General features: G+C 64.3%; 38 protein-coding genes. 2 read left to right on the top strand and 36 right to left on the bottom strand.

What is annotated here, in order from left to right; translation table 11 throughout:
- Window positions 1-20: 20 nt before the first annotated feature.
- The 3 genes from alr to glmS all read right to left on the bottom strand — a co-directional run bounded on the left by alr (window position 21) and on the right by glmS (window position 3,505).
- The gene (alr, locus tag FM113_RS03950) at window positions 21-1,157 is read right to left on the bottom strand and encodes an alanine racemase (protein WP_254908854.1); all 1,137 of its coding nucleotides are present in this window, start codon (window positions 1,155-1,157) and stop codon (window positions 21-23) included.
- Window positions 1,154-1,579, bottom strand: coding sequence for a holo-ACP synthase (locus tag FM113_RS03945; protein WP_087011729.1), 426 nt, complete (start codon window positions 1,577-1,579; stop codon window positions 1,154-1,156). Before FM113_RS03945 ends, alr begins: the two co-directional genes overlap by 4 nt.
- Window positions 1,580-1,654: 75 nt before the next feature.
- Window positions 1,655-3,505, bottom strand: coding sequence for a glutamine--fructose-6-phosphate transaminase (isomerizing) (gene glmS, locus FM113_RS03940; protein WP_087011727.1), 1,851 nt, complete (start codon window positions 3,503-3,505; stop codon window positions 1,655-1,657).
- Window positions 3,506-3,537: 32 nt separating this feature from the next.
- Here glmS and coaA point away from each other — a divergent pair, with 32 nt between their 5' ends.
- The gene (coaA, locus tag FM113_RS03935; RefSeq protein ID WP_087011725.1) at window positions 3,538-4,587 is read left to right on the top strand and encodes a type I pantothenate kinase; all 1,050 of its coding nucleotides are present in this window, start codon (window positions 3,538-3,540) and stop codon (window positions 4,585-4,587) included.
- A 16-nt stretch (window positions 4,588-4,603) separates the two neighbouring features.
- Here the strand turns inward: coaA and FM113_RS03930 are convergent, their stop codons facing one another.
- The 5 genes from FM113_RS03930 to truA form a co-directional block, all read right to left on the bottom strand.
- Window positions 4,604-5,059 (bottom strand): DUF3995 domain-containing protein, encoded by a 456-nt coding sequence (locus FM113_RS03930; protein ID WP_087011723.1) that lies wholly within the window; start codon window positions 5,057-5,059, stop codon window positions 4,604-4,606.
- A gap of 60 nt (window positions 5,060-5,119) precedes the next feature.
- A complete protein-coding gene (glmM, locus tag FM113_RS03925) occupies window positions 5,120-6,469 on the bottom strand; it encodes a phosphoglucosamine mutase (RefSeq protein ID WP_087011721.1) in 1,350 nt (449 codons plus the stop codon).
- Between the two features lie 17 nt (window positions 6,470-6,486).
- Entirely contained in the window at window positions 6,487-6,966 is a 480-nt protein-coding gene (gene rpsI / locus FM113_RS03920; protein ID WP_087011719.1) for a 30S ribosomal protein S9, read from the bottom strand.
- A gap of 36 nt (window positions 6,967-7,002) precedes the next feature.
- Window positions 7,003-7,449: a 50S ribosomal protein L13 gene (rplM, locus tag FM113_RS03915; protein ID WP_087011717.1), complete on the bottom strand. Its 447-nt coding sequence runs from the start codon at window positions 7,447-7,449 to the stop codon at window positions 7,003-7,005.
- Window positions 7,450-7,822: 373 nt separating this feature from the next.
- Entirely contained in the window at window positions 7,823-8,725 is a 903-nt protein-coding gene (gene truA, locus FM113_RS03910; protein ID WP_087011715.1) for a tRNA pseudouridine(38-40) synthase TruA, read from the bottom strand.
- Between the two features lie 106 nt (window positions 8,726-8,831).
- Here truA and FM113_RS03905 point away from each other — a divergent pair, with 106 nt between their 5' ends.
- A complete protein-coding gene (locus tag FM113_RS03905; protein WP_087011713.1) occupies window positions 8,832-10,772 on the top strand; it encodes an acyltransferase family protein in 1,941 nt (646 codons plus the stop codon).
- A gap of 68 nt (window positions 10,773-10,840) precedes the next feature.
- On the opposite strand, the gene rplQ is transcribed toward FM113_RS03905, so the two are convergent.
- The 28 genes from rplQ to rplC form a co-directional block, all read right to left on the bottom strand.
- The gene (rplQ, locus tag FM113_RS03900; RefSeq protein ID WP_087011711.1) at window positions 10,841-11,350 is read right to left on the bottom strand and encodes a 50S ribosomal protein L17; all 510 of its coding nucleotides are present in this window, start codon (window positions 11,348-11,350) and stop codon (window positions 10,841-10,843) included.
- A 46-nt stretch (window positions 11,351-11,396) separates the two neighbouring features.
- The gene (locus tag FM113_RS03895) at window positions 11,397-12,386 is read right to left on the bottom strand and encodes a DNA-directed RNA polymerase subunit alpha (RefSeq protein ID WP_087011709.1); all 990 of its coding nucleotides are present in this window, start codon (window positions 12,384-12,386) and stop codon (window positions 11,397-11,399) included.
- A gap of 150 nt (window positions 12,387-12,536) precedes the next feature.
- On the bottom strand, window positions 12,537-12,935 hold the full coding sequence (gene rpsK, locus FM113_RS03890) for a 30S ribosomal protein S11 (protein ID WP_025133724.1): 399 nt from the start codon (window positions 12,933-12,935) through the stop codon (window positions 12,537-12,539).
- Between the two features lie 48 nt (window positions 12,936-12,983).
- On the bottom strand, window positions 12,984-13,352 hold the full coding sequence (rpsM, locus tag FM113_RS03885) for a 30S ribosomal protein S13 (protein ID WP_087011707.1): 369 nt from the start codon (window positions 13,350-13,352) through the stop codon (window positions 12,984-12,986).
- A gap of 157 nt (window positions 13,353-13,509) precedes the next feature.
- Window positions 13,510-13,626 carry a 50S ribosomal protein L36 gene (rpmJ, locus tag FM113_RS03880; RefSeq protein WP_005050492.1) on the bottom strand — a complete coding sequence of 39 codons (117 nt, stop codon included), beginning with the start codon at window positions 13,624-13,626 and terminating at the stop codon, window positions 13,510-13,512.
- Window positions 13,627-13,694: 68 nt separating this feature from the next.
- Window positions 13,695-13,916: a translation initiation factor IF-1 gene (gene infA / locus FM113_RS03875; protein ID WP_025133723.1), complete on the bottom strand. Its 222-nt coding sequence runs from the start codon at window positions 13,914-13,916 to the stop codon at window positions 13,695-13,697.
- Between the two features lie 128 nt (window positions 13,917-14,044).
- The gene (gene map / locus FM113_RS03870) at window positions 14,045-14,887 is read right to left on the bottom strand and encodes a type I methionyl aminopeptidase (protein ID WP_087011705.1); all 843 of its coding nucleotides are present in this window, start codon (window positions 14,885-14,887) and stop codon (window positions 14,045-14,047) included.
- Window positions 14,888-14,890: 3 nt separating this feature from the next.
- Entirely contained in the window at window positions 14,891-15,487 is a 597-nt protein-coding gene (locus FM113_RS03865) for an adenylate kinase (protein WP_087011703.1), read from the bottom strand.
- A complete protein-coding gene (gene secY / locus FM113_RS03860) occupies window positions 15,484-16,809 on the bottom strand; it encodes a preprotein translocase subunit SecY (protein WP_087011700.1) in 1,326 nt (441 codons plus the stop codon). Before secY ends, FM113_RS03865 begins: the two co-directional genes overlap by 4 nt.
- A gap of 214 nt (window positions 16,810-17,023) precedes the next feature.
- A complete protein-coding gene (gene rplO, locus FM113_RS03855; protein ID WP_087011698.1) occupies window positions 17,024-17,485 on the bottom strand; it encodes a 50S ribosomal protein L15 in 462 nt (153 codons plus the stop codon).
- Window positions 17,482-17,670: a 50S ribosomal protein L30 gene (gene rpmD, locus FM113_RS03850; RefSeq protein WP_087011696.1), complete on the bottom strand. Its 189-nt coding sequence runs from the start codon at window positions 17,668-17,670 to the stop codon at window positions 17,482-17,484. Before rpmD ends, rplO begins: the two co-directional genes overlap by 4 nt.
- Window positions 17,670-18,383: a 30S ribosomal protein S5 gene (gene rpsE, locus FM113_RS03845; RefSeq protein ID WP_087011694.1), complete on the bottom strand. Its 714-nt coding sequence runs from the start codon at window positions 18,381-18,383 to the stop codon at window positions 17,670-17,672. The genes rpmD and rpsE overlap by 1 nt, the downstream gene beginning before the upstream one ends.
- Entirely contained in the window at window positions 18,380-18,754 is a 375-nt protein-coding gene (gene rplR, locus FM113_RS03840) for a 50S ribosomal protein L18 (protein WP_087011692.1), read from the bottom strand. The genes rpsE and rplR overlap by 4 nt, the downstream gene beginning before the upstream one ends.
- 3 nt (window positions 18,755-18,757) lie before the next feature.
- Window positions 18,758-19,294: a 50S ribosomal protein L6 gene (gene rplF / locus FM113_RS03835; RefSeq protein WP_087011690.1), complete on the bottom strand. Its 537-nt coding sequence runs from the start codon at window positions 19,292-19,294 to the stop codon at window positions 18,758-18,760.
- A gap of 6 nt (window positions 19,295-19,300) precedes the next feature.
- Window positions 19,301-19,699: a 30S ribosomal protein S8 gene (gene rpsH / locus FM113_RS03830; protein ID WP_087011688.1), complete on the bottom strand. Its 399-nt coding sequence runs from the start codon at window positions 19,697-19,699 to the stop codon at window positions 19,301-19,303.
- A 116-nt stretch (window positions 19,700-19,815) separates the two neighbouring features.
- Window positions 19,816-20,394, bottom strand: a complete 579-nt coding sequence (gene rplE, locus FM113_RS03825; protein ID WP_087011686.1) for a 50S ribosomal protein L5 — start codon at window positions 20,392-20,394, stop codon at window positions 19,816-19,818.
- Window positions 20,394-20,756 (bottom strand): 50S ribosomal protein L24, encoded by a 363-nt coding sequence (gene rplX / locus FM113_RS03820; protein ID WP_087011683.1) that lies wholly within the window; start codon window positions 20,754-20,756, stop codon window positions 20,394-20,396. Before rplX ends, rplE begins: the two co-directional genes overlap by 1 nt.
- 4 nt (window positions 20,757-20,760) lie before the next feature.
- The gene (gene rplN / locus FM113_RS03815; RefSeq protein WP_087011681.1) at window positions 20,761-21,129 is read right to left on the bottom strand and encodes a 50S ribosomal protein L14; all 369 of its coding nucleotides are present in this window, start codon (window positions 21,127-21,129) and stop codon (window positions 20,761-20,763) included.
- Between the two features lie 28 nt (window positions 21,130-21,157).
- Entirely contained in the window at window positions 21,158-21,430 is a 273-nt protein-coding gene (rpsQ, locus tag FM113_RS03810) for a 30S ribosomal protein S17 (RefSeq protein WP_046456195.1), read from the bottom strand.
- A gap of 2 nt (window positions 21,431-21,432) precedes the next feature.
- A complete protein-coding gene (gene rpmC / locus FM113_RS03805; RefSeq protein WP_087011679.1) occupies window positions 21,433-21,744 on the bottom strand; it encodes a 50S ribosomal protein L29 in 312 nt (103 codons plus the stop codon).
- Window positions 21,744-22,163 (bottom strand): 50S ribosomal protein L16, encoded by a 420-nt coding sequence (rplP, locus tag FM113_RS03800; protein WP_087011677.1) that lies wholly within the window; start codon window positions 22,161-22,163, stop codon window positions 21,744-21,746. The genes rpmC and rplP overlap by 1 nt, the downstream gene beginning before the upstream one ends.
- A gap of 2 nt (window positions 22,164-22,165) precedes the next feature.
- Entirely contained in the window at window positions 22,166-22,924 is a 759-nt protein-coding gene (gene rpsC / locus FM113_RS03795; RefSeq protein ID WP_024356779.1) for a 30S ribosomal protein S3, read from the bottom strand.
- Window positions 22,925-23,308, bottom strand: a complete 384-nt coding sequence (rplV, locus tag FM113_RS03790) for a 50S ribosomal protein L22 (protein WP_087011675.1) — start codon at window positions 23,306-23,308, stop codon at window positions 22,925-22,927.
- A 26-nt stretch (window positions 23,309-23,334) separates the two neighbouring features.
- A complete protein-coding gene (rpsS, locus tag FM113_RS03785) occupies window positions 23,335-23,616 on the bottom strand; it encodes a 30S ribosomal protein S19 (RefSeq protein ID WP_025133706.1) in 282 nt (93 codons plus the stop codon).
- Between the two features lie 22 nt (window positions 23,617-23,638).
- Entirely contained in the window at window positions 23,639-24,475 is an 837-nt protein-coding gene (rplB, locus tag FM113_RS03780) for a 50S ribosomal protein L2 (protein ID WP_087011673.1), read from the bottom strand.
- Window positions 24,476-24,495: 20 nt separating this feature from the next.
- Entirely contained in the window at window positions 24,496-24,795 is a 300-nt protein-coding gene (gene rplW, locus FM113_RS03775) for a 50S ribosomal protein L23 (RefSeq protein ID WP_087011672.1), read from the bottom strand.
- The gene (rplD, locus tag FM113_RS03770) at window positions 24,792-25,445 is read right to left on the bottom strand and encodes a 50S ribosomal protein L4 (protein WP_087011671.1); all 654 of its coding nucleotides are present in this window, start codon (window positions 25,443-25,445) and stop codon (window positions 24,792-24,794) included. Before rplD ends, rplW begins: the two co-directional genes overlap by 4 nt.
- Window positions 25,446-25,448: 3 nt before the next feature.
- Complete coding sequence (rplC, locus tag FM113_RS03765) at window positions 25,449-26,102, bottom strand: 50S ribosomal protein L3 (protein WP_087011668.1); 654 nt, start codon at window positions 26,100-26,102, stop codon at window positions 25,449-25,451.

Genomic DNA, 26,102 nt, shown 5'->3' with positions numbered 1-26,102 from the left:
GCTGCGCATCGATCTCTCGGTCACGGTAGCGGAGTTTCAGCGGGGACCCGGAGCACCCGCGGGCCGATGCTCGCAACGATCTCGTAGTTGATTGTGCGCATGAGCCCCGACCAGATCTCAACAGGCGGATACCCGCACTCGGGGTCGCCGAAGAGCACGACGGGATCGCCCAGGGAAAGCCGCCCGGCGAGCGGACCCACGTCGATGATGAACTGATCCATGCCGATGCGGCCGACGATGGGCCGCGGCTCGCCGGCCACAGTGACCCATGCGCCAGAACCGTTGAGCGCGCGCGGCATCCCGTCGGCGTAGCCCATCGGCACGAGCGCCAGAGTCGTAGCTGTCTCGCACACGTGGTTGAAGCCGTAAGACACCCCGGTGCCGGCTGGCACGCCCCGGAGGGCCACGATCTCCGAACGCAGCGTCATCGCCGGGATCAGGCCCAGCTGCGCAGATGTCTTGTCTGCAAACGGGCTGAGCCCATACGCAGCGATTCCCACGCGCACAGCGTTGTAGTGCAAGTGCGGAGACGAGAGCGTCGCCGCACTTGCGGCCAGGTGCCGCAGTTCCGGGTCAACGCCCGCCGCGCGCAGTCGCGCGATGGCGTCATCGAAGCAGGCAGCCTGTGCCCGGTCGGCCTCCGCGCCAGCGTTGGCGAGGTGGCTAAAGATCCCGCGGACTCGGACCGTGCCCGCGGACTCGAGAGCGGCAGCGCGGGCGAAGAAGGCGTCCCAGTCGCGCTCAGAGGCACCGTTGCGACTCAAACCGGTGTCCACCTTCAGGTGAATTGTCACGGAGCGGCCACGCTCCTGGGCGGCAGTCGCGGCCCGCTCAAGCTGTGGCAGATCGCTGATCCCGAGCTCAATGTCAGCGCGCACGGCCTCGCCGAAGTCCGCGCGCACCCCGTGCAACCAGCACAGGATCGGCCCGGTGACCCCGGCCTCTCGCAGCGCGAGCGCTTCCTCAAGGTCTGCGGTGGCGATGATCGTAGCGCCACCCTCAAGGGCTGCCTGCGCGGTGATTGCGGCACCGTGGCCGTAGCCACCGGCCTTCACCACCACGATCACGGCGCCCCCGGTGAGCTCACGCACGCGTGCCACATTGTGTCGGATCGCGGGCAGTGAGATCTCCGCGACCCGCATCGAGCCAGTCCTCATGTCGACCTCGTCTCCTCTGTGGGGGCCTGATCCGCCGCCGTCACACTGTCTTGATCGTACGCCGCCGCACCCGTGTGCTCGACGATCACGAACGCCGTGGCGAGCCCCGCGTCATGCGTCATAGAGAGGTGGATGCGATCGCCGCCGCGCGCTGTCAGCGCCGCAGTGAGGCCGGGAGTCGGAGCAAAGGAGGGGGCACGATCTGCCCCCCGGACCACATCCATGTCTTGCCAGCTCACCCCGTCTGATCCGCCCAGCGCCTTGATCAGCGCCTCTTTCGCGGCGAAGCGCGCGGCGAGCGAAGCGGGGCGCAGAGGCTGCTCCCCCGGAGTAAACAGCCGGGCGCGCAGCGCAGGAACGCGCTCAAGCTGCCGTTCAAAGCGTGCGATATCGACAGTGTCGACGCCGATCCCGATGATCATTCGCTCCGCCCTGCTGATTCCATTGTGGGGTGCTCCAAGCGGGGAAGCGGCCGAGGAAACCCCGGCCGCAGCCCGCTACTCGACCGTGACCGACTTCGCGAGGTTGCGGGGCTGGTCCACGTCCAGGCCCTTCGCCGTCGACAGTTCCAGCGCGAACCACTGCAGCGGCACCACCTGGAGGAACGGATCAAACAACCCGTCAGAGAGGGGTAGGCGAATGACCTCGTCCGCGTAGGGCAGCACCGAGGTGTCCCCCTTCTCGACGAGCGCGATCACGCGAGCGCCGCGCGCCCTGATCTCCTGAATGTTCGACACAACCTTCGCGTGCATCAGCGGCGAGGTGCGCGGGCTCGGAACCAGCACAAACACAGGCTGTCCGTGATCGATCAGAGCGATCGGGCCATGCTTCAGCTCGCCGGCGGCAAAGCCCTCGGCGTGAATGTAGGCGATCTCCTTGAGCTTCAGTGCGCCCTCGAGCGCCACCGGGTAGCCAACGTGGCGCCCCAGGAACAGCACCGAGCGGGTATCCGCCATCCAGTGGGCGAGCTGCGCGATTTCCTCGTGGGTATCCACGGCCTCGCGCACCTTCTCCGGAAGCTCAGCGAACTGCTGCACTGCGGCCGCAGAAGCCTCCGCCGACAACGTGCCACGCACGCGCCCCAGGTGCAGACCGATGAGATAGAGCGCCGTCATCTGCGCGATAAACGCCTTCGTCGAGGCAACCGCGACTTCCGGGCCCGCGTGCGTGTAGACCACCGCGTGCGACTCGCGCGGGATCGTGGCACTCTGCGTGTTGCAGACCGAGATCGTCTTCACGCCGCGCTCGATCGCATACTTGACCGCCATGAGCGTGTCCATAGTCTCGCCGGACTGGCTCACCGAGATCACCAGGGTGCGCTCGGAGAGCACCGGGTCGCGGTAGCGGAACTCGTGGCTGAGCTGCACCTCCACCGGGATGCGTGCCCACTGCTCGATTGCATAGGCGCCGACCTGCCCCGCGTACGAGGCCGTGCCACAGGCGATGATGACAATGCGATCTACGTTGCGGAGTACCTCATCACCCAGGGCGTCAAGCTCGGGAATGATGACCTGGTCGCCCTCAACGCGCCCGCGCACCGTGTTCGCCACGGCCTCCGGCTGCTCGTTGATCTCCTTCGCCATGAAGGAAGACCAGCCGCCCTTGTCCGCGGCTTCGGCGTCCCACTCGACCTCGAACTCCGTGTACTCCACCGGAGCACCCGTAAAGTCGGTGATTCGGACCGATTCGGGGGTGATGACCGCGATGTTGTCCTCGTTGACCGCGACGGCGCGTCGCGTTGAGGAGACAAACGCGGCAACATCAGAACCGAGGAAGTTCTCGCCGTCACCCAAACCCACGACGAGCGGCGAGTGATGACGCGCGGCAACGATCTTGCCGGGCTCGTCCTCGTGCGTAGCGAGCAGAGTGAACGTGCCGTGGAGGCGGGTCACAACGTTCCGGAACGCGGTTTCGAGATCCTTCGTCCGCGCGGTCTCCAAGCCGAGCAGCGCTGCCACCACTTCGGTGTCGGTCTCGCCGATCAGCGTAACGCCCGCGGCCTCAACTTCCGCACGCAGCTCGGCAAAGTTCTCGACGATGCCGTTGTGGATCACCGCGAGCTTGCCGTCGTCACCGAGGTGCGGGTGGGCGTTCTCGTCGGTCGGGCCGCCGTGCGTGGCCCACCGCGTGTGACCGATTCCTGCGTGCGCGGCAGCAACCGGGCTATCCGCGAGCAGCTCTTCAAGGCGCGCGAGCTTGCCCGAGCGCTTGCGGACCGCGACACCTCCGGTGTCGTCGATTACCGCAATCCCGGCCGAGTCGTACCCCCGGTACTCCAGCCGTCGCAGTCCATTAATGAGCACGCCGACCGTATCATTCGGGCCAACATATCCGACGATTCCGCACATGCGGACTAGTTTAATGGCAGCATGGATGGACAATGGCCGAGATCCACACACCACAGACTTCCAGCCCGCGCTCCAGCCGTGTCATCGCAGACACTCACGGCGGGTCCGACGGGGTTCGCGAGGTGAGCACCGATACGATCCCACTCGTGCGTCCCGAGTTCACCTCCCCCTTTATTGAGATCGGTCGAGACGAATGGGCGCGGCTCGCAGGCTCCACACCGATGCCCCTCACTGAGGACGAGGTTGAGGCCTTTCGCGGCCTGGGTGAGCCCCTCGATCTCGCGGAGGTATCCGAGGTCTATCGCCCCCTCTCCCGGCTCATCAACCAGTACGCCATAGCCGCTCGGGAAATGCATGCGCGCACGCGCGGCTTCCTCGGTCGCAATGGAGATCGGCCGAGCCCGTTTGTGATCGGGATCGCCGGATCCGTCGCCGTCGGGAAGTCCACCGTGGCCCGTATTCTGCGCGATTTGCTTGCCCGCTGGCCCGAAACGCCGCAGGTGTCGCTCGTCACCACCGACGGCTTCCTCTACCCGAACGCGGAGCTGGAGCGTCGCGGGATCTCCCACCGCAAAGGCTTCCCGGAATCCTACGATCGCCGAGCGTTGCTCCGCTTCGTGTCCCAGGTCAAGGCGGGAATCGATGAGGTGCGCGTGCCGCACTACAGCCACCTGCTCTACGACATCGTGCCGGATGAGTACACGATTGTGCGCCGCCCCGACATTCTGATCGTGGAAGGTCTGAACGTGTTGCAGCCCGCCTCGATGGAACACCCGCTCGCCGTCAGCGACCTGTTCGACTTCTCCGTGTACGTGGATGCGCGCACCTCGGATATCCACCAGTGGTACCGAAACCGTTTCCTGCGGCTCCGCGAGAGTGCCTTTGCGGATCCCAATTCTCACTTCAGCCGCTTCGCGGGCCTCAACGACGACGTCGCCTCCGCGCTCGCCGACGAATTCTGGAACAACATCAACGAACCCAACCTTGTGGAGAACATCCGTCCCACGCGCGCCCGGGCCTCACTTGTGCTCCGCAAAGAAGCGAATCACCGAGTACAGAAGGTGCTGCTGCGGAAGCTGTGACGCCGGGCCGGGGGTGCTACAGCGCGGTGCCCTCGGGGTGCGCTGGGCGGCGCCTCGCACCGATCAGGACCGCAGCGCCCAACACGGCGCAGAGCGGCCGGTAGAAGCGATTGTCGAGCCGCAGGAATTGCTCCTTGGCCGCGGGCATTCCGAGCGCCGCGAGTGCCACGTCACCGCCGACTGCGGCCCGAGTGAGCAACGCGAGTCCCGCGAGCCGGCGCACACGAACAACACCCCGACCGTTCCCGAGCGCGCCAGCGGTCACCAGCGCGCCGGTGGCGGCAACACCCGCAACCGTGGCCGTGGCACGCGGCCCCGGAAACGCCTCGGAGTTGCCGACAACGGCCTCCCCCAGCGCACGTCGATCCCGCGCCGGCCAGGACGATCCGGCAGCCCACACGCCGTGCAGCGCCGCAACCGCGCCCAGGCCAACCCCGCTGACAACTCGCGCAGTGCGCACCCAAAGACTCATGCCCCCACGGTACTCCCCGTTCGGGGGACAGTGGGGGCATGAGATCAGCGCGTATGCGAGTCAGACCGCGAGGCGCTCCTTGACGATCGCTGCGAGGTCGTCAGCGAGCTTCTGCGCCTGACTGACTTCCTGCGCCTCGACCATCACGCGGACCACCGGTTCGGTGCCGGAAGGACGAAGCAGCACGCGTCCCTGGCCACCGAGAGCGACCTCCGCTTGCCGCACAGCCTGCTGCAACACGTCGTCACCGGCGACACCGGACCGGTCAACGCCGCGGACGTTCACGAGCACCTGCGGGTACACCCGCATGCAGCTCGCCAGTTCCGCAAGCGTCTTACCGGTGCGCACGAGTTCCGCAGCGAGGTGGAGGCCCGTGAGGATCCCATCACCGGTCGTTGCGTACTCGCTCATGATCACGTGGCCGGACTGCTCGCCGCCAAGCGAGTAGCCGTGCTTGTTGATGGCCTCGAGCACGTAGCGGTCGCCCACCCCGGTCTCGATCACGTCGATGCCGTTATCCGACATAGCGAGCTTGAGCCCGAGATTCGACATGACCGTCGCCACGAGCGTGTTCTGTTCGAGCTTGCCGCGCGCCGACATCGACAGGGCCAGAATCGCCATGATCTTGTCACCGTCAACGACGTTTCCGTCCGCGTCGACCGCGAGGCAGCGATCAGCATCGCCGTCGTGGGCAATGCCCAGGTCGGCACCGTTCTCACGCACCGCGGCAATTAGCGGCTCGAGGTAGGTCGAGCCCACACCGTCGTTGATGTTGAAGCCGTCGGGATCGTTGCCAATCACGGTGAGCTTCGCGCCGGCGTCAGAGAAGACATCCGGAGAGATCCCGGCGGCCGCTCCGTGCGCGCAGTCGAGCACCACGTGCAGACCGTCCAAACGGATTCCCTCGAGCGTGCCAAGGAGGTGCACGAGATAGCGATCCTCAGCGTCAGCGAAGCGCCGAATCCGGCCCACTTCGCGCCCGGTCACCGCGATCGCGGGACGCTCGAGCGCCGCCTCGATCTGATCCTCGATGTCGTCGGCAAGCTTGCGCCCGCCCTCGGCGAAAAACTTGATGCCGTTGTCGGCGGCCGGATTGTGCGAGGCGGACACCATGACGCCGAAATCAGCGCCGGTGTCGGCCACGAGATACGCAGCTGCGGGGGTCGGGATCACTCCGGCGTCGAGCACATCGACACCCGCTGAGGCGAGTCCAGCCGCGACCGCGGCCGAGATGAACTCACCGGAGACCCGAGGATCGCGGGCAACGACCGCGATAGCGCGACGGCTCTCGCTCCGGGCAGAACGCCCAAGAACGAGAGCCGCAGCGTCGGCGAGGTTCAGGGCCAGCTCGGCGGTCACATCGACCCCGGCTAGACCCCGAACCCCATCGGTGCCAAACAGGCGTCCCATAGGGGAAGGCCTCCTGCTTAGCGCTTCGAGTACTGAGGCGCCTTGCGGGCCTTCTTGAGACCGGCCTTCTTGCGCTCCTTGATACGAGCGTCGCGGCTCAGGAAGCCAGCCTTCTTGAGCGTCGGGCGGTTGTGCTCGGCGTCGATCTCGTTGAGGGCACGAGCAATCGCGAGGCGCAGTGCGCCGGCCTGGCCCGAGGGGCCGCCGCCGCCGATGCGTGCGATGACGTCGTACGAGCCGTTGAGCTCGAGCGCCGTGAAGGGATCCGTGATGAGCTGCTGGTGCAGCTTGTTCGGGAAGTACTCGGCGAGCTCACGACCGTTGACGGTCATGGTGCCCGAACCCGGGATGAGGCGCACGCGGGCGATTGCCTGCTTGCGACGGCCCACTGCTGCACCGGGAACGGTGAGCGCGGGACGGGGCGCGGTTGCGGTTGCCTGCGATGCGGGCGACTCGGTGGTGTAGCTCTCAGGGGCCACGGTCTGCTCTTCAGTCACTGTGAAGTCTCTCTCTTAACGTCTGTTAGGGCGCAGTTACTGCGCGACCTGGCCGAAGGTGTACGGGGTGGGCTGCTGCGCAGCGTGCGGGTGCTCCGCACCCTTGTAGACCTTCAGCTTGCGGAACAGGTCTGCACCGAGGGAGTTCTTCGGCAGCATGCCGCGGATCGCCTTCTCCACAGCGCGCTCGGGGTTCTTCTCGAGCAGCTCGGTGTAGCTCATCGAGCGGAGGCCGCCCGGGTAGCCCGAGTGGCGGTAGGCCAACTTCTTTGCTGCCTTGTTGCCCGTGAGGACAACCTTGTCAGCGTTGATGATGATGACGTAGTCGCCCATGTCCATGTGGGGAGCGAACGTCGTCTTGTGCTTGCCGCGGAGCAGAGCTGCCGCGTGCGATGCCAGGCGGCCGAGGACCACGTCTGCGGCGTCAATGACGATCCAGTCGTGCTTCTGATCAGCTGCCTTCGGCGAATAAGTGCGAGTCACTATCGTGCTGCTTTCTATCGAATTGGAGGTGTTTCGTGAATCCCGCTCCGCTGCTCAGTCCCGTGAGGGTGCTGGGGCGATGGAGGGCTCAACAAATCGGATGCTTGCGCACCAAGGGTCAACTTTAGCACAGTACGCCCGCTCCCCGGTTCCTGGCTTTCCCCGGCCCGCCTCGCACCCGCACCAACTTCGCCCCCGGCTACACCCCCGGGCTCACGCCCCGGACTCACGCACCCGGCTCACGCACCCTCCTACCCCACGCGTTTTATCGAGAGTGAGCCAAATATCACCTAATTGTCATCGGTGAGGATAATTTGACTCAGTTTCGGCGAGGTGGCTGAGCGGGGTTCCGGTGGGGGCGGAGCAGCGGCAACTATGCCCCCGCGATCGGGGCACGTCGAGCGCGTGTCGCCTCGGCGCGATCACGGAGCGCGTGCTCGTCTTCGGGGTAGCGAATCTCTTCAAGCGAGAGCCCGTGCGCGGGCATGACCGTGAACCGGCTCGAGCGCACTCGCGCGTCCCGCAGCACCCGCAGCTCGTCAAGTGTCAGCCGCCCACTCCCGACGGCGACAACTGCCCCCACGAGTGCACGAACCATAGAGTGGCAAAACGCGTCGGCTTCAATCCGCGCAGCGAATGCTCCGTCCTCGGTGGTCCGCCACTCGAAGCTGAGCAGATCACGCACCGCGGTGGCACCCTCCCTGGCTTTGCAGAACGTCGTGAAGTCATTCAGTCCGAGCAATTCGTCGGCAGCCGCCTGCATCGCGTCAAGATCCAGTGGAGCTGGCACATCCACGGTGAACCTCGCAGTCAACGGGTCGCGGCGCACTCCACTCGGGCGTACCCGGTATTCATAGCGACGGCGCAGGGCAGAGAACCGCGCGTCAAAGCTCGCAGGTGCGACCGTGGCCGCGTGCACCGCAATGTCTGGGGCGCTCCGTTTCAACACCCCGGTGAGTCGCCGGGCGCGGGTCGCCGAGGCGCTCGCGTCGGGCTCGGATGCCTCGGGATCGTTCCGCTGCCCAGACCACTTCCGTAATTGCTCGTCGGTCACATCAAGATGAGCTACCTGTCCTCGCGCGTGCACACCCGCGTCGGTGCGACCCCCTACGGTGAGTCGCGCTTCTGAGGCCCGCAGCAGCACCCTGAGCGCCGCTTCAAGCTCGCCCTGGACCGTCCGCAGTCCCGGCTGAGCCGCCCACCCCGAAAAGTCCGTGCCGTCATAGGCAAGGTCAAGGCGCACACGGGTCGAAAGTGCTGCAGGCTCGGAAGTCACCCTTCGATCCTGCCAGATCCACGCTCCCGGGCACACCGTGCCCAGCTTCCGCCGCGTACACTAGATCCGGACGCGCACGCTCAGTGCGTGGTCCGAAAGCTTCTCCATGCCCCCTCTTCTTACTCCAGCCGCCACCCGCCCTGCCCGCTTTGGCGGCCTCGACGGCTTGCGCGCGCTCGCCGTGGGCCTGGTCCTCGCTTACCATCTCTTCCCGCTCGCGCTGCCCGGCGGTTTCCTCGGCGTGGACATCTTCTTTGCGATCAGTGGGTTCCTGATCACGTCCCTGTTACTCCGTGAATCCGCACTGAGCGGCACGATACGTCTGGGAGATTTCTGGCGACGTCGTGCGCGCCGTCTCCTCCCCGCGCTCGGCCTGGTGCTCCTCGTCTGCGCAGCACTCGCGCTACCCCTGGGCGGCGACCTGCTCGTCGGCATTGGAAGCCAGATCGCGGGCGCTTCGTTCTTCGTGAGTAACTGGGTGTTTATCGCTAACGGCGCCGATTATTTCGCCCGCGATACGCCGGAGCTCTTTAGGAACACCTGGTCACTTTCTATCGAGGAGCAGTTCTACATCCTGCTGCCGCTTCTCGTACTCCTGCTCCTCAAACTTCGAGGGCGCAGCAGCCGGGCCATCCCGCTGATCATTCTCGGTGTAGTTTCCGCGGCTCTCATGGCCGAACTGTCCCTGCAGGGTGCCGATCCGACACGCGTGTACTTTGGTTCCGATACTCACACGTTCGGACTCTTCTGGGGGGCCGCGCTTGCGGCGCTCATCCAGCCGCAAGCGACCGCTCCCCCGGACCGGGCCGCGGGGCCCGCGAGGCAGACTGGCTGGGGCATCGTCACCGTGGTCTCGCTTGCGGTTCTCGCGTGGCTGGCCGCGACGCTGCCAGAGGGGAGCCCCCAGAGTTTCCAAGGCGGATTCCAGCTCGCCACTGTCGCAGCGCTCGCGCTTGTGTGGTCGGTGACCCGTCCCGGAGCAGTGGTGGGCCGCGCACTTGATGTTCAGCCACTGCGCTGGATTGGCGAGCGCTCCTATGGGATCTACCTGTGGCACTGGCCCCTGCTGCTCATTGCTACCGCAGCGTTTGGCCCCGCGCAGAGTTGGCTTGTCGCAGTTGTGACACTCGTGACGACGCTGGGCGCCGCGGCGCTCTCGTACCGGTATGTGGAGCAGCCTGTGCGTCGCTTCGGGCTCCGACGATCTATCCGCTTACTCGTGCGACCGCTCAACTACACGCCGCGCCAGCGCACCGTAGCGATCGCGCTCGGCGTTGTCCTTGCTGTGGCCATCCCCGCCGGCGTCACCGCGGTTGTGACGGCTCCCGCCCAGACCTCGGCGGCCGAAGCGATCGCACGTGGGCAGGCCGCGCTGGAACGGTCCGAGCCGACAGCCACCTCTCCAGAAACGCAGCCCCCGGACGCGCCCGACACTCAGGATCGGTCCTCACCGGACCCGAGGAACGAGACCAAGGACGGCAGCACTCCCAGCCCTGGCGCCACTCCCACAGCGACGCCGGATGCCCCGCTTGTACCCGAAGGCGCAGAGATCAGCGCGGTCGGAGACTCTGTCATGCTCGCAAGCCTGCCCGAACTCGAAGACGCGTTCCCCGGAATCGCGATCGACGCAGCGGTCTCACGCGGCATGGGCGTCGGAGTTGAACTCACCGCCGAGTGGGCCTCAGACGGATCCCTCCGGCAAGTACTGCTCGTGGGACTTGGCACCAACGGACCGGTCGAGCCGGAATCGCTGGACGAGCTTCTCACGATTGCGGCGGACCGGCCGCTCATCCTCGTTAACGCCCACGCAGATCGCGACTGGATTCCGCAGGTCAACACGACACTCACGGAATTTGCAGCGGCGCATCGCGGCGTTGTCGTTGCCGATTGGACGGGTGCCGTCACTGGCGTTGAGGACGCGCTCGCCGGTGACGATATCCACCCGAATCCCAGCGGTGGCGTGATCTACGCTCAGTCGGTGCAACGGGCGCTTGAAGCGCTCCAGCAGCCCGGTGAAGCGCGTGGCTTCGCGCTCCCCCGCCGGTAGCCCCGCTACACGCATAATGCCCCGCTGATCCGAAGATCAGCGGGGCATTATGAAGGGTGAAGCGAGACCTACTCGGCCTTTTCCTCCGCGGCAGCCTCAGCGGGGGCGTCAGTCGCCTCTGCCTCGGTGACCTCGGTTGCCTCAACAGCCTCCTCAGCGGGGGCCTCCTCGACCTTCTCGGCCTTCGGCTCGGCCTTAGCGGCCTTCACCTTGGGCTGAACGGGCTCGAGCACGAGCTCGATCACGGCCATCGGCGCACGGTCACCCTTGCGGTAGCCGGTCTTGACGATGCGCGTGTAACCACCCTCGCGGTTCTCGACGAGCGGCGCGATCTCCGTGAAGAGCTCGTGGATGACCGACTTGTCGGTGATCTGACGCATCGCACGACGACGTGCGGCAAGATCGCCGCGCTTCGCGAACGTCACGAGGCGCTCAGCGATGGGCTGCAGGCGCTTCGCCTTCGTCTCGGTGGTCTGGATGCGCTTGTGCTCAAAGAGCTGCGCAGCCATCTGGTTGAGCATCAGGCGCTCGTGTGCGGGGCCGCCTCCGAGGCGGGCGCCCTTCGTGGGCTTCGGCATTCTTTACTCCGTTGAATATACGATCGGGCCGGGGACCGACGGATCGTTAGTTGTTGTTGTCGTCTTCGTAGCTGTAGAACTGTGCGCCGTCGAATCCGGGCACTGCATCCTTCAGCGACAGTCCCATCTCGGTGAGCTTGTCGCGCACCTCGAAGACGGACTTCTGACCGAAGTTGCGGATGTTCATCAGCTGGGCCTCGGAGAGCGCAACGAGCTCGCTCACCGTGTTGATGCCCTCACGCTTCAGGCAGTTGTAGCTGCGCACCGACAGGTCGAGATCCTCGATCGGGATCGAGAGCTCGCCCTCCGTGACAACCTCGACCGGCGCGGGGCCGATCTCGACGCCCTCGGCAGCGGTGTTCAGTTCGCGTGCAAGCCCGAAGAGCTCCACCAGCGTCGAGCCAGCCGATGCGATCGCGTCGCGGGGGCTGATCGCGGGCTTCGACTCGACGTCAACGACGAGGCGGTCGAAGTCGGTCCGCTCACCGGCACGCGTAGCTTCCACGCGGTAGGTGACCTTGAGGACCGGCGAGTAGATCGAATCCACGGGGATCCGGCCTACCTCTGCGTCTTCGTTCCGGTTCTGCGCGGCCGAAACGTAGCCGCGGCCACGCTCGATCGTCAGTTCCAGTTCGAACTGTGCGGAGTCGCTGAGCGTCGCGATAACGAGCTCGGGGTTGTGCACCTCAACACCGGCAGGTGCAGAAATGTCAGCCGCGGTCACTTCGCCGGCACCCGTCTTGCGCAGGTACGCGGTGATCGGCTCGTCGTGCTCGCTCGAGACGACGAGATCCTTGATGTTCAGGATGATCTCGGTGACGTCCTCGGTCACGCCCGCAATGGTCGTGAACTCGTGGGCGACACCCTCGAAGCGGACGCTCGTAACTGCAGCGCCGGGGATCGAGGACAGCAGCGTGCGCCGCAGCGAGTTGCCGAGCGTGTAACCAAAGCCGGGCTCAAGCGGCTCGATCGCGAAGCGCGAACGGTGCTCGGAGATCGATTCTTCGGTGAGTGTGGGTCGCTGTGCAATGAGCAAGGTGTGTGGTCCTTTCGCTGGAGTCCGCTATATGACTCATGCGGTATCGGGAATGAGGGTGTCCTCTGTGCACCCGGGGTTCACTCGGAGCCCCGGCGCGTTCCCGGGGCGAACGACGAATCGTTCGCCCCGAGAATCAGCGAATGCTCCTTAGACGCGACGGCGCTTCGGGGGGCGGCAGCCGTTGTGCGTCTGCGGGGTGACGTCGTTGATCGACCCCACCTCGAGGCCTGCGGCCTGCAGCGAACGGATGGCGGTCTCGCGTCCGGAGCCAGGGCCCTTGACGAAGACGTCAACCTTCTTCATGCCGTGCTCCTGCGCCTTGCGCGCAGCCGACTCGGCAGCGAGCTGAGCGGCGAACGGGGTCGACTTACGCGAACCCTTGAAGCCGACTCCGCCGGAGGAAGCCCAGCTGATCACAGCACCGGTGGTGTCCGTGATCGAAACGATCGTGTTGTTGAACGTCGACTTGATGTGGGCCTGGCCCACGACCACGTTCTTCTTGTCCTTGCGACGCGGCTTACGAGCCGCTGTCTTTGGTGCAGCCATTGAGTATTCTCCTGAAAAGCTCTGTGTGATGGTCGAGTGGACCGGCTATTACTTCTTCTTGCCGGCGACGGTGCGCTTCGGACCCTTACGGGTACGAGCGTTCGTCTTGGTGCGCTGACCATGCACGGGCAGGCCCTTGCGGTGGCGGATACCCTGGTAGCTGCCGATCTCGACCTTGCGGCGGATATCTGCGGCCACCTCACGGCGGAGGTCACCCTCAACCTTGAAGTTGGTTTCGATGTAGTCACGGAGCGAGACGAGCTGATCGTCGGTGAGATCCTTGACGCGGATGTTGCCGTCGATCTCGGTGGCTTCCAGCGTCTTCAGCGCGCTGGTGCGGCCGACCCCGTAGATGTAAGTGAGTGCAATCTCAACGCGCTTTTCGCGTGGGATGTCGACTCCGGCGAGACGTGCCATTCTGGCTTCTCCTAGCGGTAGTAGAGGTGTGATGCGCATCGGGGGTTCGGGCCTCTGTCCCGAGGTGTCCCCCGCCCGAAAATCAGGCGGGTTCTTCGATGCGCTGGATCAGTAATGCAATTGCGGGGTTCTGCGTGACCGGCACGCAGCGGGGGTGTTAGCCCTGGCGCTGCTTGTGACGCGGGTTGCTCTTGCAGATCACCATGACGCGGCCGTGGCGGCGGATCACCTTGCAGTGATCGCAGATCGGCTTAACGCTGGGATTTACCTTCATGATGTTTCCTTTAGGATTTCGCTGTCATCGTACGACCGGGATGCCGGGCGCCGTTACTTTCCAGCGACCTACTTGTAGCGGTAGACGATCCGGCCGCGGGTCAGATCGTAGGGCGTGAGCTCCACAATCACACGGTCGCCGGGCAGAATGCGAATGTAGTGCTGTCGCATTTTGCCCGAGATGTGGGCGAGCACTTTGTGTCCGTTGGTCAGTTCAACTCGGAACATTGCGTTGGGCAATGCCTCGACAACCTGTCCCTCGATCTCGATGACGCCGTCTTTTTTCGCCATAGCCTCACTATCGCTCGCGTAGGTTCTACTGGTCTTGCGAATGCGAAACGCCCGCTTTCGCGAACGCGAAAACAGGCGCAAAGCACCAAAGATCAAGGATAGTCCGAGAACTCCGGTTTGTAAAGCTGCTATCGAATCGGGACCGGCGTAACCCCGAGCGGGGCCAACCCACTCGCGCCGCCGTCTTCCGCAGTCAGCACCCAGATTCCGTCTGCGTGGACTGCGACGCTGTGTTCCCACTGCGCGCTCATGGAGCCGTCCGCGATGGTCACGGTCCAGTCGTCGTCCTCGATGTTCGTGTCGATCGTGCCTGCCGAGATGATCGGTTCGATCGCCACAACAAGCCCGGGCTTCACCTCGGGGCTGCGACCCCGCACGGGGACATTGAACACCGGCGGATCCTCGTGCATGCTCCGACCGATACCGTGACCGATGTAGTCCTCGAGAACATTGAAGTCGCTGTTGGCGCGAACGTACGCAGACACGGCCTCGCCGACCTCGTTCAGGTGTGAGGCCTGAGCGAGACGGGCGATCCCCCGCCACATTGCTTGCTCGGTGACGTCACTCAGCTTCTGGTTGGCCGCACTCAGATCAGGGCGTGACGGATCCGGCAACACTGTAGTGAATGCCGTATCGCTGTGCCAGCCGTCGATGACCGCGCCCACGTCAAGCGAGGCGATGTCGCCGGGCGCCAACGGACGATCGGTGGGGATCGCGTGCACAACCTGCTCATTCACGTTCGCGCAGATCGTGTGCGTGTAGCCGGGCTCGAGCATAAAGTTCGGTGCGCCGCCCCGAGACCTGATTGCCTCTTCTGCGATCGCATCAAGCTCAAGGGTCGTGATACCCGGTCGCACGGCCTCGCGCATTGCCGCGATCGCCGCCGCACCAGCGAGTCCAGGTTCGACCATCAGCCGCAGCTGGGCCGGGGACTTATAGATCGAACGTCGAAAAATACCGCGCCGTGACACGACTCAGCGACTCGCCTTCGCGGACAGCTGCGCGGTCAGGCCAGCGGCGATCCGCTCTGCAACCTCTTCGACAGTGCCGAGACCATCGACAGACACCAGGATGCCGCGCTCGGCGAAGAGCTCAACAAGCGGCGCGGTCTGCTCCGCGTAGACATTCTGACGGTGGCGGATGACCTCTTCGGTGTCGTCCGCGCGACCCTCAAGCTCAGCGCGCTTCAGCAGACGGGACACGACAGCGTCCGTATCGACCTCAAGCAGGACCACAGCATCGAGAGCGTCGCCCTCGATCATGCCGTCGAGAGCGTGCACCTGCTCGACGTTGCGCGGGTACCCATCGAGCAGGAACCCGCGAGCCGCATCAGCCTGCGCGAGGCGATCCGCCACGATCTCGTTCGTGAGGGAGTCCGGGACAAGCTCGCCCCGCTCGATGATTGCCTGCACCTGCTGGCCGAGCGGCGTACCGCCCTTAATGTTGGCGCGGAAGATATCACCCGTCGAGATCGCGGGGATATCGAAACGAGCGGCGATCTGAGCGGCCTGCGTACCCTTACCGGCTCCGGGCGGGCCGATGATCAGCAGTCGAGTTGTGGTTTCGGTCACTTGAGAAGCCCTTCGTAGTGGCGCTGCTGCAGCTGTGCGTCGATCTGCTTGACGGTCTCGAGGCCCACGCCCACGATAATCAGGATCGATGCGCCGCCGAACGGGAAGTTCTGGTTGGCCCCGAAGAAGGCCAGCGCGATCAGCGGGATGAGTGCGATGAGGCCCAGGTACAACGAGCCGGCGCTCGTGATGCGGGTCAGCACGTAGTTCAGGTACTCGGCCGTCGGGCGGCCCGCGCGGATCCCCGGTACGAAGCCGCCGTACTGCTTCATGTTGTCCGAGACCTCCTCCGGGTTGAAGGTGATCTGCACGTAGAAGAAGGTGAAGCCAATTGTGAGGAGGAAGAAGACAAGCATGTACAGCGGCTGGTCACCCGTCACGAGGTTGTTCTGCACCCAGACAACCCACGGCTGCGGATCCTCGCCGATCTTCGGCTGGTTGAACTGGGTCAGCAGCATCGGCAGGTACAGGATTGCGGAGGCGAAGATCACCGGGATCACGCCGGCCATGTTGACCTTGATCGGGATGTAGGTGCTGCTGCCACCGTACGTCCGGCGCCCAACAACGCGCTTCGCGTACTGGACCGGGATTCGGCGCTGCGACTGCTCAACGAAGACTACGGCCGCAATCACGATCAATCCGACACCAAGCACCAGGAAGAAGACCTCCCAGCCCTTGGACTCCTTGATCATCCACATCGCACCGGGGAAGGTGGCGGAGATCGAGGTGAAGATCAGCAGGGACATGCCGTTGCCGATGCCACGCTCGGTGATGAGCTCACCGAACCACATAATGAGACCGGTGCCGGCTGTCATCGTGAGAATCATGATGAGGATTGCCCACCACTCCTGCGACACAAGGTTCTGGCAGGCCTGGTTTGCGGAGGCACCGAACAGCTGGCCCGAACGAGCAACCGTAATGAGGGTCGTGGACTGCAGCACAGCCAGCGCAATCGTCAGGTAACGGGTGTACTGCGTGAGCTTCGCCTGGCCCGCCTGGCCCTCCTTGTGGAGCGACTCGAAGTGCGGGATGACCACGCGCAGCAGCTGCGTGATGATCGACGCGGTGATGTACGGCATGATGCCGAGCGCGAAGATCGAGAGCTGCAGAAGCGCTCCACCGCTAAACAGGTTGATCATGTCGTACAGACCGGACGTGCCCTGGGCTTGATTCGCCACGAGACAGGCCTGGACGTTGTTGAAATCAACGAACGGTGCGGGAATGAATGATCCGAGCCGGAACAGCGACACAATCGCGAGCGTAAACACGATCTTGCGTCTCAGGTCGGGAGTTCGAAAGATCCGTCCGATAGCGCTGAACAAAATCTGCCTCCTGGGGGCGTCGTACGGGGCCGTCGCCTGACGACGAGAACCAATTGCACCAGCCTACACGGCGGGTGGGCTCTGTTTCCAACACTCGCATGATATGCGACGCAAAAACAGAAACAGCGGGAGCGGGATGAGCGACATTTCTGACGCTGCACCCCACCCCCGCTGATCGAGACGAGCTCGAGTGAGTAGAGAACCCGAGGGTTCCTTACTTCACCTCTCCGCCTGCCGCGACGATCTTCTGCTCAGCAGAGCTGGAGACCTTGTCAACGGAAACGCTGAGCTTGACCTGCAGGTCGCCGTCACCAAGCACCTTGACGGGCTGGTTCTTGCGCACTGCACCCTTGGCGACGAGGTCGTCAACGGTTACGTCCCCACCCTGCGGGTAGAGCTCGGCCAGCTTCGCAACGTTCACGACCTGGTACTCGGTACGGAACGGGTTCTTGAACCCACGCAGCTTCGGGGTGCGCATGTGCAGCGGCATCTGCCCACCCTCGAAGCCGGCCCGAACCTGGTACCGAGCCTTGGTGCCCTTGGTGCCGCGACCAGCGGTCTTACCCTTGGAGCCTTCACCGCGACCCACGCGGGTCTTGGCCTTCTTCGAACCCGGTGCGGGACGCAGGTGGTGCGCCTTCAGCACGGACTCGCGCTCCTCGTTCTTGTCGCTCATGCGTCGACCTCCTCAACCTCTACCAGGTGAGCAACAGCACGCACGTAGCCGCGGTTGATCTTGGAATCCTCGCGGACGACCGTCTGGCCGATCCGGCGGAGACCCAGGCTGCGCAGCGTGTCGCGCTGGTTCTGCTTCTCACTGATAACGGACTTCTTCTGCGTAATCTTCAGGCTCTTCGCCATTACGCACCTGCCTTTGCCTTCGCGGCAGCGTCGGCCGCGGCCTTCGCCTCAGCGCGCACAATGCGGGCCGGGGCGACGCGGTCGAAGTCAAGACCACGGCGAGCTGCAACGGAGCGGGGCTCCTCGAGCAGCTGCAGTGCCTCAACGGTCGCATGCACGATGTTCAGGGTGTTCGACGAACCGAGCGACTTGCTCAGGACGTCGTGGATGCCAGCGCACTCAAGCACGGCGCGGACGGGGCCACCGGCGATAACACCGGTACCTGCCGCTGCGGGGCGCAGGAGCACCACGCCGGCTGCTGCCTCACCCTGCACGGGGTGCGGGATGGTGCTGCCCACGCGGGGAACGCGGAAGAAGTTCTTCTTCGCTTCCTCAACGCCCTTGGCAATTGCGAGGGGAACTTCCTTCGCCTTGCCGTAGCCTACGCCAACGGTGCCGTTGCCATCGCCCACCACGACAAGCGCGGTGAAGCTGAAGCGACGGCCGCCCTTGACGACCTTGGAAACACGGTTGATCGTGACAACGCGCTCGAGGAACTGGCTCTCGTTGCGGTCACGGCCACCACGCTCGTTGCGGGTGCCACGGTCACGGCTGCCACGACGCTGTTCGCGGGGCTCGTTGCGGTGATCCTGAGCCGGTGCCTCGGCAGCAGCCGTGGACTCAGCGGCCTGGGTCTCTACGGTCACTTCCTGCTCCTTCGTTTCCTTGCTCACAGGGTCAGCCCCCCTTCGCGAGCGCCATCGGCGATCGCTGCGACGCGGCCGGCGTACTTGCTACCACCACGGTCGAAGACGACCGCGTCGATACCAGCAGCCTTCGCACGGTCAGCGACAATCTCGCCAACCTTGCGTGCCTTGGCCGTCTTGTCGCCCTCGAAAGCGCGCAGGTCGGCTTCCATGGTCGAGGCCGAAGCGAGGGTGATGCCCTTCGAATCGTCGACAACCTGGACGAACACGTGACGCGAGGAACGGTTGACCACGAGACGGGGACGCTGCTCCGTGCCGACGATCTTCTTCCGGAGGCGGGTGTGGCGGCGCACGCGCGCAGCCGAACGGCCCTTACCCCGAGATACTGATGCAGCCATCGGTTACTTACCAGCCTTTCCAGCCTTGCGGCGCACAACCTCGCCCGCGTAGCGAATGCCCTTGCCCTTGTAGGGTTCCGGCTTCTTCAGCTTGCGGATGTTCGCAGCGGCCTCGCCGACCGCCTGCTTCGAGATCCCGGTCACCGTGATCTTCGTGTTGCCCTCAACCGCGAGCGAAATGCCCTCGGGGGCGTCGATGTTCACGGGGTGCGAGAAGCCGAGTGCGAGCTCCAGGCCCGTGCCCTTCTGCTGTACGCGGTAACCCGTGCCAACAACCTCGAGCTGCTTGGAGTAGCCCTCGGTCACACCGATGATGTTGTTGTTGATGAGCGTGCGGGTCAGGCCGTGCAGCGCTCGGGATGCGCGCTCGTCGTCCGGACGAGTGACGAGCACCTGTCCGTCTTCGAGAGCAACGCGGATCGGCTCAGCAACGATGAGCTCAAGCTCACCCTTGGAACCCTTGACCGTGACCTTCTGGCCATCGATCTTGATGTCTACACCACCGGGAACGGTGATGGGAAGCTTACCAATACGTGACATGACGGCTTACCACACGTAAGCGAGGACTTCCCCGCCGACGCCCTTCTGCTCGGCCTCGCGGTCCGTGAGGAGCCCCGAAGAGGTGGACAGGATCGCGATGCCAAGACCGCCGAGCACGCTCGGGATCTCGGTCGAGCCCGAGTACACCCGGAGACCGGGCTTGGACACGCGCTTGATGCCCTCGATGGAGCGCTCGCGGTTGGGGCCGTACTTCAGATCCATGGTGATGGTCGTGCCGACGCGAGCGGGCTCAACCTTCCAGTCCTTGATGTAGCCTTCGCGCTTGAGGATCTCAGCGATCCGCTCCTTCAGCTTCGAGCCGGGGAGCGAAACGTCGTCATGATGCGCAGAGTTTGCATTGCGCAGCCGGGTCAGCATATCTGCGACCGGATCAGTCATCGTCATGAGTGACTCTTCTTTCTCGCCTGGTATCACGCACCGTTACACGGAGCGCGACCTGGGTGATACGCGGTGTGGGTGCCCGGGGGAAATCCCCCGGGCACCCGCGCCGCTTGGACTATTTAGTTGTCAGTCTTGAACGGGAAGCCGAGTGCGCGAAGCAGCGCACGGCCCTCGTCGTCAGACTTTGCGGTGGTCACGATAGTGATATCGAACCCACGCACGCGGTCAATCTTATCCTGATCGATCTCGTGGAACACACTCTGCTCGGTCAGACCGAACGTGTAGTTGCCGTTTCCATCGAACTGCTTGGGCGACAGGCCGCGGAAATCGCGGATACGCGGCAGTGCGAGGTTGATGAGACGGTCGAGGAATTCCCAGGAACGATCGCCACGCAGGGTGACGTGCGCACCAATGGCCTGGCCCTCACGCAGCTTGAACTGCGCGATGGACTTGCGAGCCTTGGTGACCATGGGCTTCTGACCGGTGATCTTGACGAGGTCGGCAATTGCGCCCTCGATCACCTTGCTGTCACGAGCTGCCTCGCCGACACCGGTGTTCACGACAACCTTGACGATTCCCGGAACTTCCATGATGTTGGCGTAGCTGAACTCTTCGCGAAGCTGGGGGACGATCTCGCCCCGGTACTTCTGCTTCAGACGCGGCTGGATTTTGCCAGTCGCTGCGGCAGTCTCAGACATTAAAGGTCCTTCCCAGACGTCTTTGCGTAGCGGACGCGGACGGTCTTCTTCTTGCCGTCCTTCTCGACCTCTTCGACGCGGAAGCCCACGCGAGTCGGCTTCTTCGTCTCCGGGTCGACGATGGCTACGTTCGAGATGTGGATCGGGGCCTCAACGGTCTCGATCCCACCCTCACGCGTGCCACGGTCCGACTGGCCGACGCGGACGTGCTTCGTAACGAAGTTCACGCCCTCAACAATGACACGGTCGGTCTCGGTGATGACCTCGATGACCTTGCCCTGCTTGCCCTTGTAGCCGCCGCGTTCCTGCGACGGGCCCGAGATGACCTCAACGAGGTCACCCTTCTTGATCTTCATGCCCATAGGACTAGATCACCTCCGGTGCGAGCGAGACGATCTTCATGAACTTCTTATCGCGAAGTTCACGACCGACCGGCCCGAAGATACGGGTGCCGCGGGGCTCCCCGTCGGCCTTCAGAATAACGGCAGCGTTCTCGTCGAAGCTGATGTACGAGCCATCAGGACGACGGGTCGACTTACGCGTACGAACGATGACGGCCTTGATGACCTCACCCTTCTTCACGTTGCCGCCGGGGATTGCGTCCTTGACGGTCGCAACGATCGTGTCGCCGATGCCGGCGTAACGACGCTTCGATCCACCGAGGACACGGATGGTGAGCAACTCCTTGGCGCCGCTGTTGTCGGCAACCTTGAGTCGGGATTCCTGCTGAATCACTTGCTACTCCTTCTCAGTAAGCCGAGGCTTACTTCGCCTTCTCGAGGATCTCGACCAGACGCCAGCGCTTGGAAGCGCTCAGCGGACGGGTCTCGTGGATGAGCACGAGATCGCCGATGCCGGCGGTGTTCTGCTCGTCATGTGCCTTCACCTTCGAGGAGCGGCGCAGGACCTTGCCGTACAGCGGGTGCTTCACGCGATCCTCGACCTCGACAACGATGGTCTTGTCCATCTTGTCGCTGACGACATAGCCACGGCGAGCCTTACGGTAGCCGCGCTGTTCCTTCTCGACCTCAGCCATGTTTAGGCCTCCTTCGTCTCAGCGGCGGCGTCCGCCTGCTCGGTCTTCTTGGTGCTCTTCTTCGCCTTAGCGGGAGCAGGGGCGGCAGCCGGGGTCAACCGAATACCGAGCTCGCGCTCGCGCAGCACCGTGTAGATGCGCGCGATGTCGCGCTTCACCTGGCGCACACGACCGTGGCTTTCCAGCTGGCCGGTGGCCGACTGGAAACGCAGGTTGAAGAGCTCAGCCTTCGCCTTCTTGAGCTCTTCGGCCAGACGCTCGTTCTCGAAGGAATCGAGCTCCGTGATGGCCAGTTCTTTGGTACCGATCGCCATTACGCGTCGCCCTCCTCGCGCTTGATAATACGGGCCTTGAGCGGCAGCTTGTGGATGGCGCGGGTCAGCGCCTCACGTGCGAGCTGCTCATCGACGCCGGCGACCTCAAAGAGGACGCGGCCCGGCTTGACGTTGGCCACCCACCACTCGGGCGAGCCCTTACCGGAACCCATGCGGGTTTCCGCAGGCTTCTTGGTGAGGGGACGATCGGGGTAGATGTTGATCCACACCTTGCCACCGCGCTTGATGTGACGGGTCATCGCGATACGAGCGGACTCGATCTGACGGTTGGTCACGTAGGCGGGGCTGAGTGCCTGGATACCGAACTCACCGAAGGCGACGGTGTTGCCGCCCTTGGACTGGCCGCTGCGGCTGGGGTGGTGCTGCTTGCGGTACTTGACTCGACGAGGAATCAGCATGCTTACTTCTCCGCTCCTGCTGCAGCGGGTGCAGCCTCGGCCTGTGCGCCACGGGGCGCGCGGCGGCGGTCGCCACGGTCGCGCGACGGCTTCTGGGCCGCCTGCTCGCGAGCGAGTTCCTTGTTGGTGAGGTCACCCTTGTAGATCCAGACCTTCACGCCGATGCGGCCGAAGGTGGTCTTTGCCTCGTAGAAGCCGTAGTCGATGTTCGCGCGGAGCGTGTGCAGCGGCACGCGACCCTCACGGTAGAACTCCGAACGGCTCATCTCGGCGCCGCCAAGACGGCCGGAGACCTGGATACGGATGCCCTTAGCGCCTGCGCGCTGAGCGCCCTGCAGACCCTTACGCATTGCGCGGCGGAACGCCACACGTGCGGCGAGCTGCTCGGCGATGCCCTGAGCGACGAGCTGAGCGTCAGCCTCGGGGTTCTTCACCTCGAGGATGTTCAGCTGGATCTGCTTGCCCGTGAGCTTCTCGAGGTCAGCGCGGATGCGCTCAGCCTCGGCGCCACGGCGACCGATGACGATGCCGGGACGTGCCGAGTGGATATCCACGCGGACACGGTCACGGGTACGCTCGATCTCCACGCGGGACACACCCGCACGGTCAAGCTGCTTGGTCAGGTGCTGACGGATCTTGATGTCCTCGGCAAGGTAGTCAGCGTAGCGCTGACCCTTCTTGGTCGAGTCCGAGAACCAGCGCGAGACGTGGTCAGTGGTGATCCCGAGGCGGAAGCCATAGGGATGAATCTTCTGGCCCATTTACTTGGCTCCCTTCTTCGCGACCTGGAGCTCATCAGCCGTCTGCAGAACGACGGTGATGTGGCTGGTCCGCTTGTTGATACGGAATGCACGGCCCTGCGCGCGGGGGCGGAAACGCTTGAGCGTTGTGCCCTCGTCGACGAAGGCGCGAGCAATGACCAGCTCGTCCTCGTTGAGACGCAGGTTCTCCGCGTCGGCCTTGACCCGAGCGTTCGCGATTGCCGAGGCAACCAGCTTGAACACGGGCTCGGCTGCAGCCTGGGGGGCGAACTTCAGGATGGCGAGTGCCTCCTGAGCGTTCTTCCCACGAACCAGGTCAACAACGCGACGGGCCTTCTGGGGGGTGATGCGGATCTGACGCACGCGTGCGGTCGATTCCACCATTTCTCTCTCCTCCTTCACGTCACCGCTTAGCGGCGACGGCCCTTCTTGTCGTCCTTCACGTGACCGCGGAAGGTGCGAGTGGGCGCAAACTCGCCCAGCTTGTGACCGACCATGGTTTCCGTGACAAACACGGGGATGTGCTTCCGACCGTCGTGCACCGCGATGGTGTGACCCAGCATTGCGGGGATGATCATCGAGCGGCGCGACCAGGTCTTGATCACGTTCTTGGTGCCAGCTTCGTTCTGGACAACCACCTTGTTCAGCAGGTGGTTATCGACGAAGGGGCCCTTCTTGAGACTACGAGGCATCTTCTATTCTCCTACCTGCCGACTAACGCTTTTTACCAGCATTGCGGCGACGTACGATGAGCTTGTCGCTGGCCTTGTTCGGACGGCGCGTGCGGCCTTCCTTCTGGCCCCAGGGGCTGACCGGGTGACGGCCACCCGAGGTGCGGCCTTCGCCACCACCGTGCGGGTGATCGACCGGGTTCATGACGACACCGCGGACAGTCGGGCGAACGCCCTTCCACCGCATACGGCCGGCCTTACCCCAGTTGATGTTGGACTGCTCGGCGTTACCCACCTCGCCGACGGTTGCGCGGCAGCGCACGTCGACGTTGCGGATCTCGCCCGAGGGCAGACGCAGCTGAGCGTAGGGGCCGTCCTTCGCCACGAGGCGAACCGAGGCACCAGCCGAGCGCGCCATCTTGGCACCCCCACCGGGCTTCAGCTCGATCGCGTGGATCACCGTACCGGTCGGGATGTTCTTCAGCGGCAGGTTGTTGCCGGGCTTGATGTCAGCGCCGGGACCCGACTCGACAATGTCGCCCTGCTTCAGCTTGTTCGGCGCAACGATGTAGCGCTTCGTGCCGTCCTCAAAGTGCAGCAGCGCAATGCGCGCCGTGCGGTTGGGATCGTACTCGATGTGCGCAACCTTGGCGTTGACGCCGTCCTTGTCATTGCGACGGAAGTCGATGACGCGGTACTGACGCTTGTGGCCACCACCGATGTGACGCGTGGTGATGCGGCCCTGGTTGTTGCGGCCACCCGTCTTGGGGAGCGGGCGAAGCAGCGACTTCTCGGGCGTGGAGCGCGTGATCTCAGCGAAATCAGCAACGCTCGAACCGCGACGACCCGGGGTCGTCGGCTTGTACTTGCGAATAGCCATAATGTTCCTTTTCGCCCCTTCTACAGCGCAGCCGTGAAGATGTCGATGGAGCCGGACTTCAGCGTGACGATGGCACGCTTCGTGTCCTTGCGCTTGCCCGCACCGAACTTGGTGCGGCGGGTCTTGCCCTTGCGGTTCAGCGTACGAACCTTCTGGACCTTGACACTGAAGACCTGCTCGATGGCGAGCTTGATCTCGGACTTGTTCGCCGTCGGAGCAACCTCAAAGGTGTACTGACCGTTCGCGTCGATGAGGCCGTAGCTCTTCTCGGACACGATGGGGCGAATGATGACGTCGTGTGCAGACTTGTTCAGGCTCACTTCGAGTCCTCCTGAGCGGCACGGCCGGCAACGAACTGGTCGAAGGCAGCCTTGGTGAAGACGAGATCGTCGCTGACGACTACGTCGTAAGCGTTGAGCTGATCCTGGAACAGCACGTGCACGAACGGCAGGTTGCGCACGCTGAGGGGGGTGAGCTCGTCCGCGCGGTCAACGACCACGAGTACGCGCTTGCCCGGAGCGACCTGAGCGAGGAACTCGCGTGCCGTCTTCGTGCTGGGCTTCTCACCGATGCCGAAGCCATCAACGACGTGCAGACGGTTCGCGCGAGCGCGATCCGAGAGCAGGCCGCGGAGAGCTGCTGCGATCATCTTCTTGGGGGTGCGCTGCGAGTAATCGCGGGGCACGGGCCCATGAACGACGCCGCCGCCGCGGTGCTGAGGCATACGGACCGAACCCTGACGAGCGCGGCCGGTGCCCTTCTGCTTGTGCGGCTTGGCACCCGAACCGGACACCTCGCCACGGTTCTTGACCTTGTGCGTGCCCTGACGCGCAGCAGCGAGCTGAGCGGTGACCACCTGGTGGATCAGCGGGACGTTGGTCTCGGCACCGAAGATCGCCTCGGGCAGGTCAACCGACCCAGCCTTCTTGCCCTTCGCGTCGAGCACCTCGAGCTTGGTAGCGGTAGTCATGAACTACGCCCCCTTCACTGCGTTGCGAACGAATACGAGACGACCGCGCGCACCGGGAACCGCACCCTTAACGAGGATGAGACCCTTGTCGGCGTCAATCGCCTGCACGGTCAGGTTCTGCACGGTGACGCGCTCGCCACCCATGCGTCCGGCCATCTTCTGACCACGGAACACGCGACCGGGGGTCGCAGCGCCGCCGATGGAACCGGGCTTACGGTGGTTGCGGTGTGCGCCGTGCGATGCCGACACACCCTTGAAGTTGTGACGCTTCATCGTGCCCGCGAAGCCCTTGCCCTTCGAGGTGCCCACGACATCGATCTGCTGACCGGCTTCGAAGGTGCCCTCTACGGTGAGCTCCTGACCCAGCGCGTACTCGGCCGCGTCAGCGGTCCGAATCTCGGTCACGTGACGGCGCGGCGTAACGCCGGCCTTCTCGAAGTGACCTGCAGCCGGCTTGTTGACCTTGCGCGGATCAATCGCGCCCGCGGCGATCTGCACGGCGTTGTAGCCGTCGACCTCGGGGGTACGGATCTGCGTGATCACGTTCGGTGCGACCTCGATCACGGTGACAGGGATAACCTTGCCATCCGCGTCCCAGACCTGCGTCATACCGAGCTTGGTGCCCAGAAGACCCTTCACATTGTGCTCTACAGCCAT

This window comes from Leucobacter sp. 7(1) (genome assembly GCF_900163635.1).
Lineage (GTDB): Bacteria > Actinomycetota > Actinomycetes > Actinomycetales > Microbacteriaceae > Leucobacter.
The sequence above is the reverse complement of the archived record's forward strand: the minus strand, read 5'-3'. Positions and strand labels throughout refer to the sequence as shown.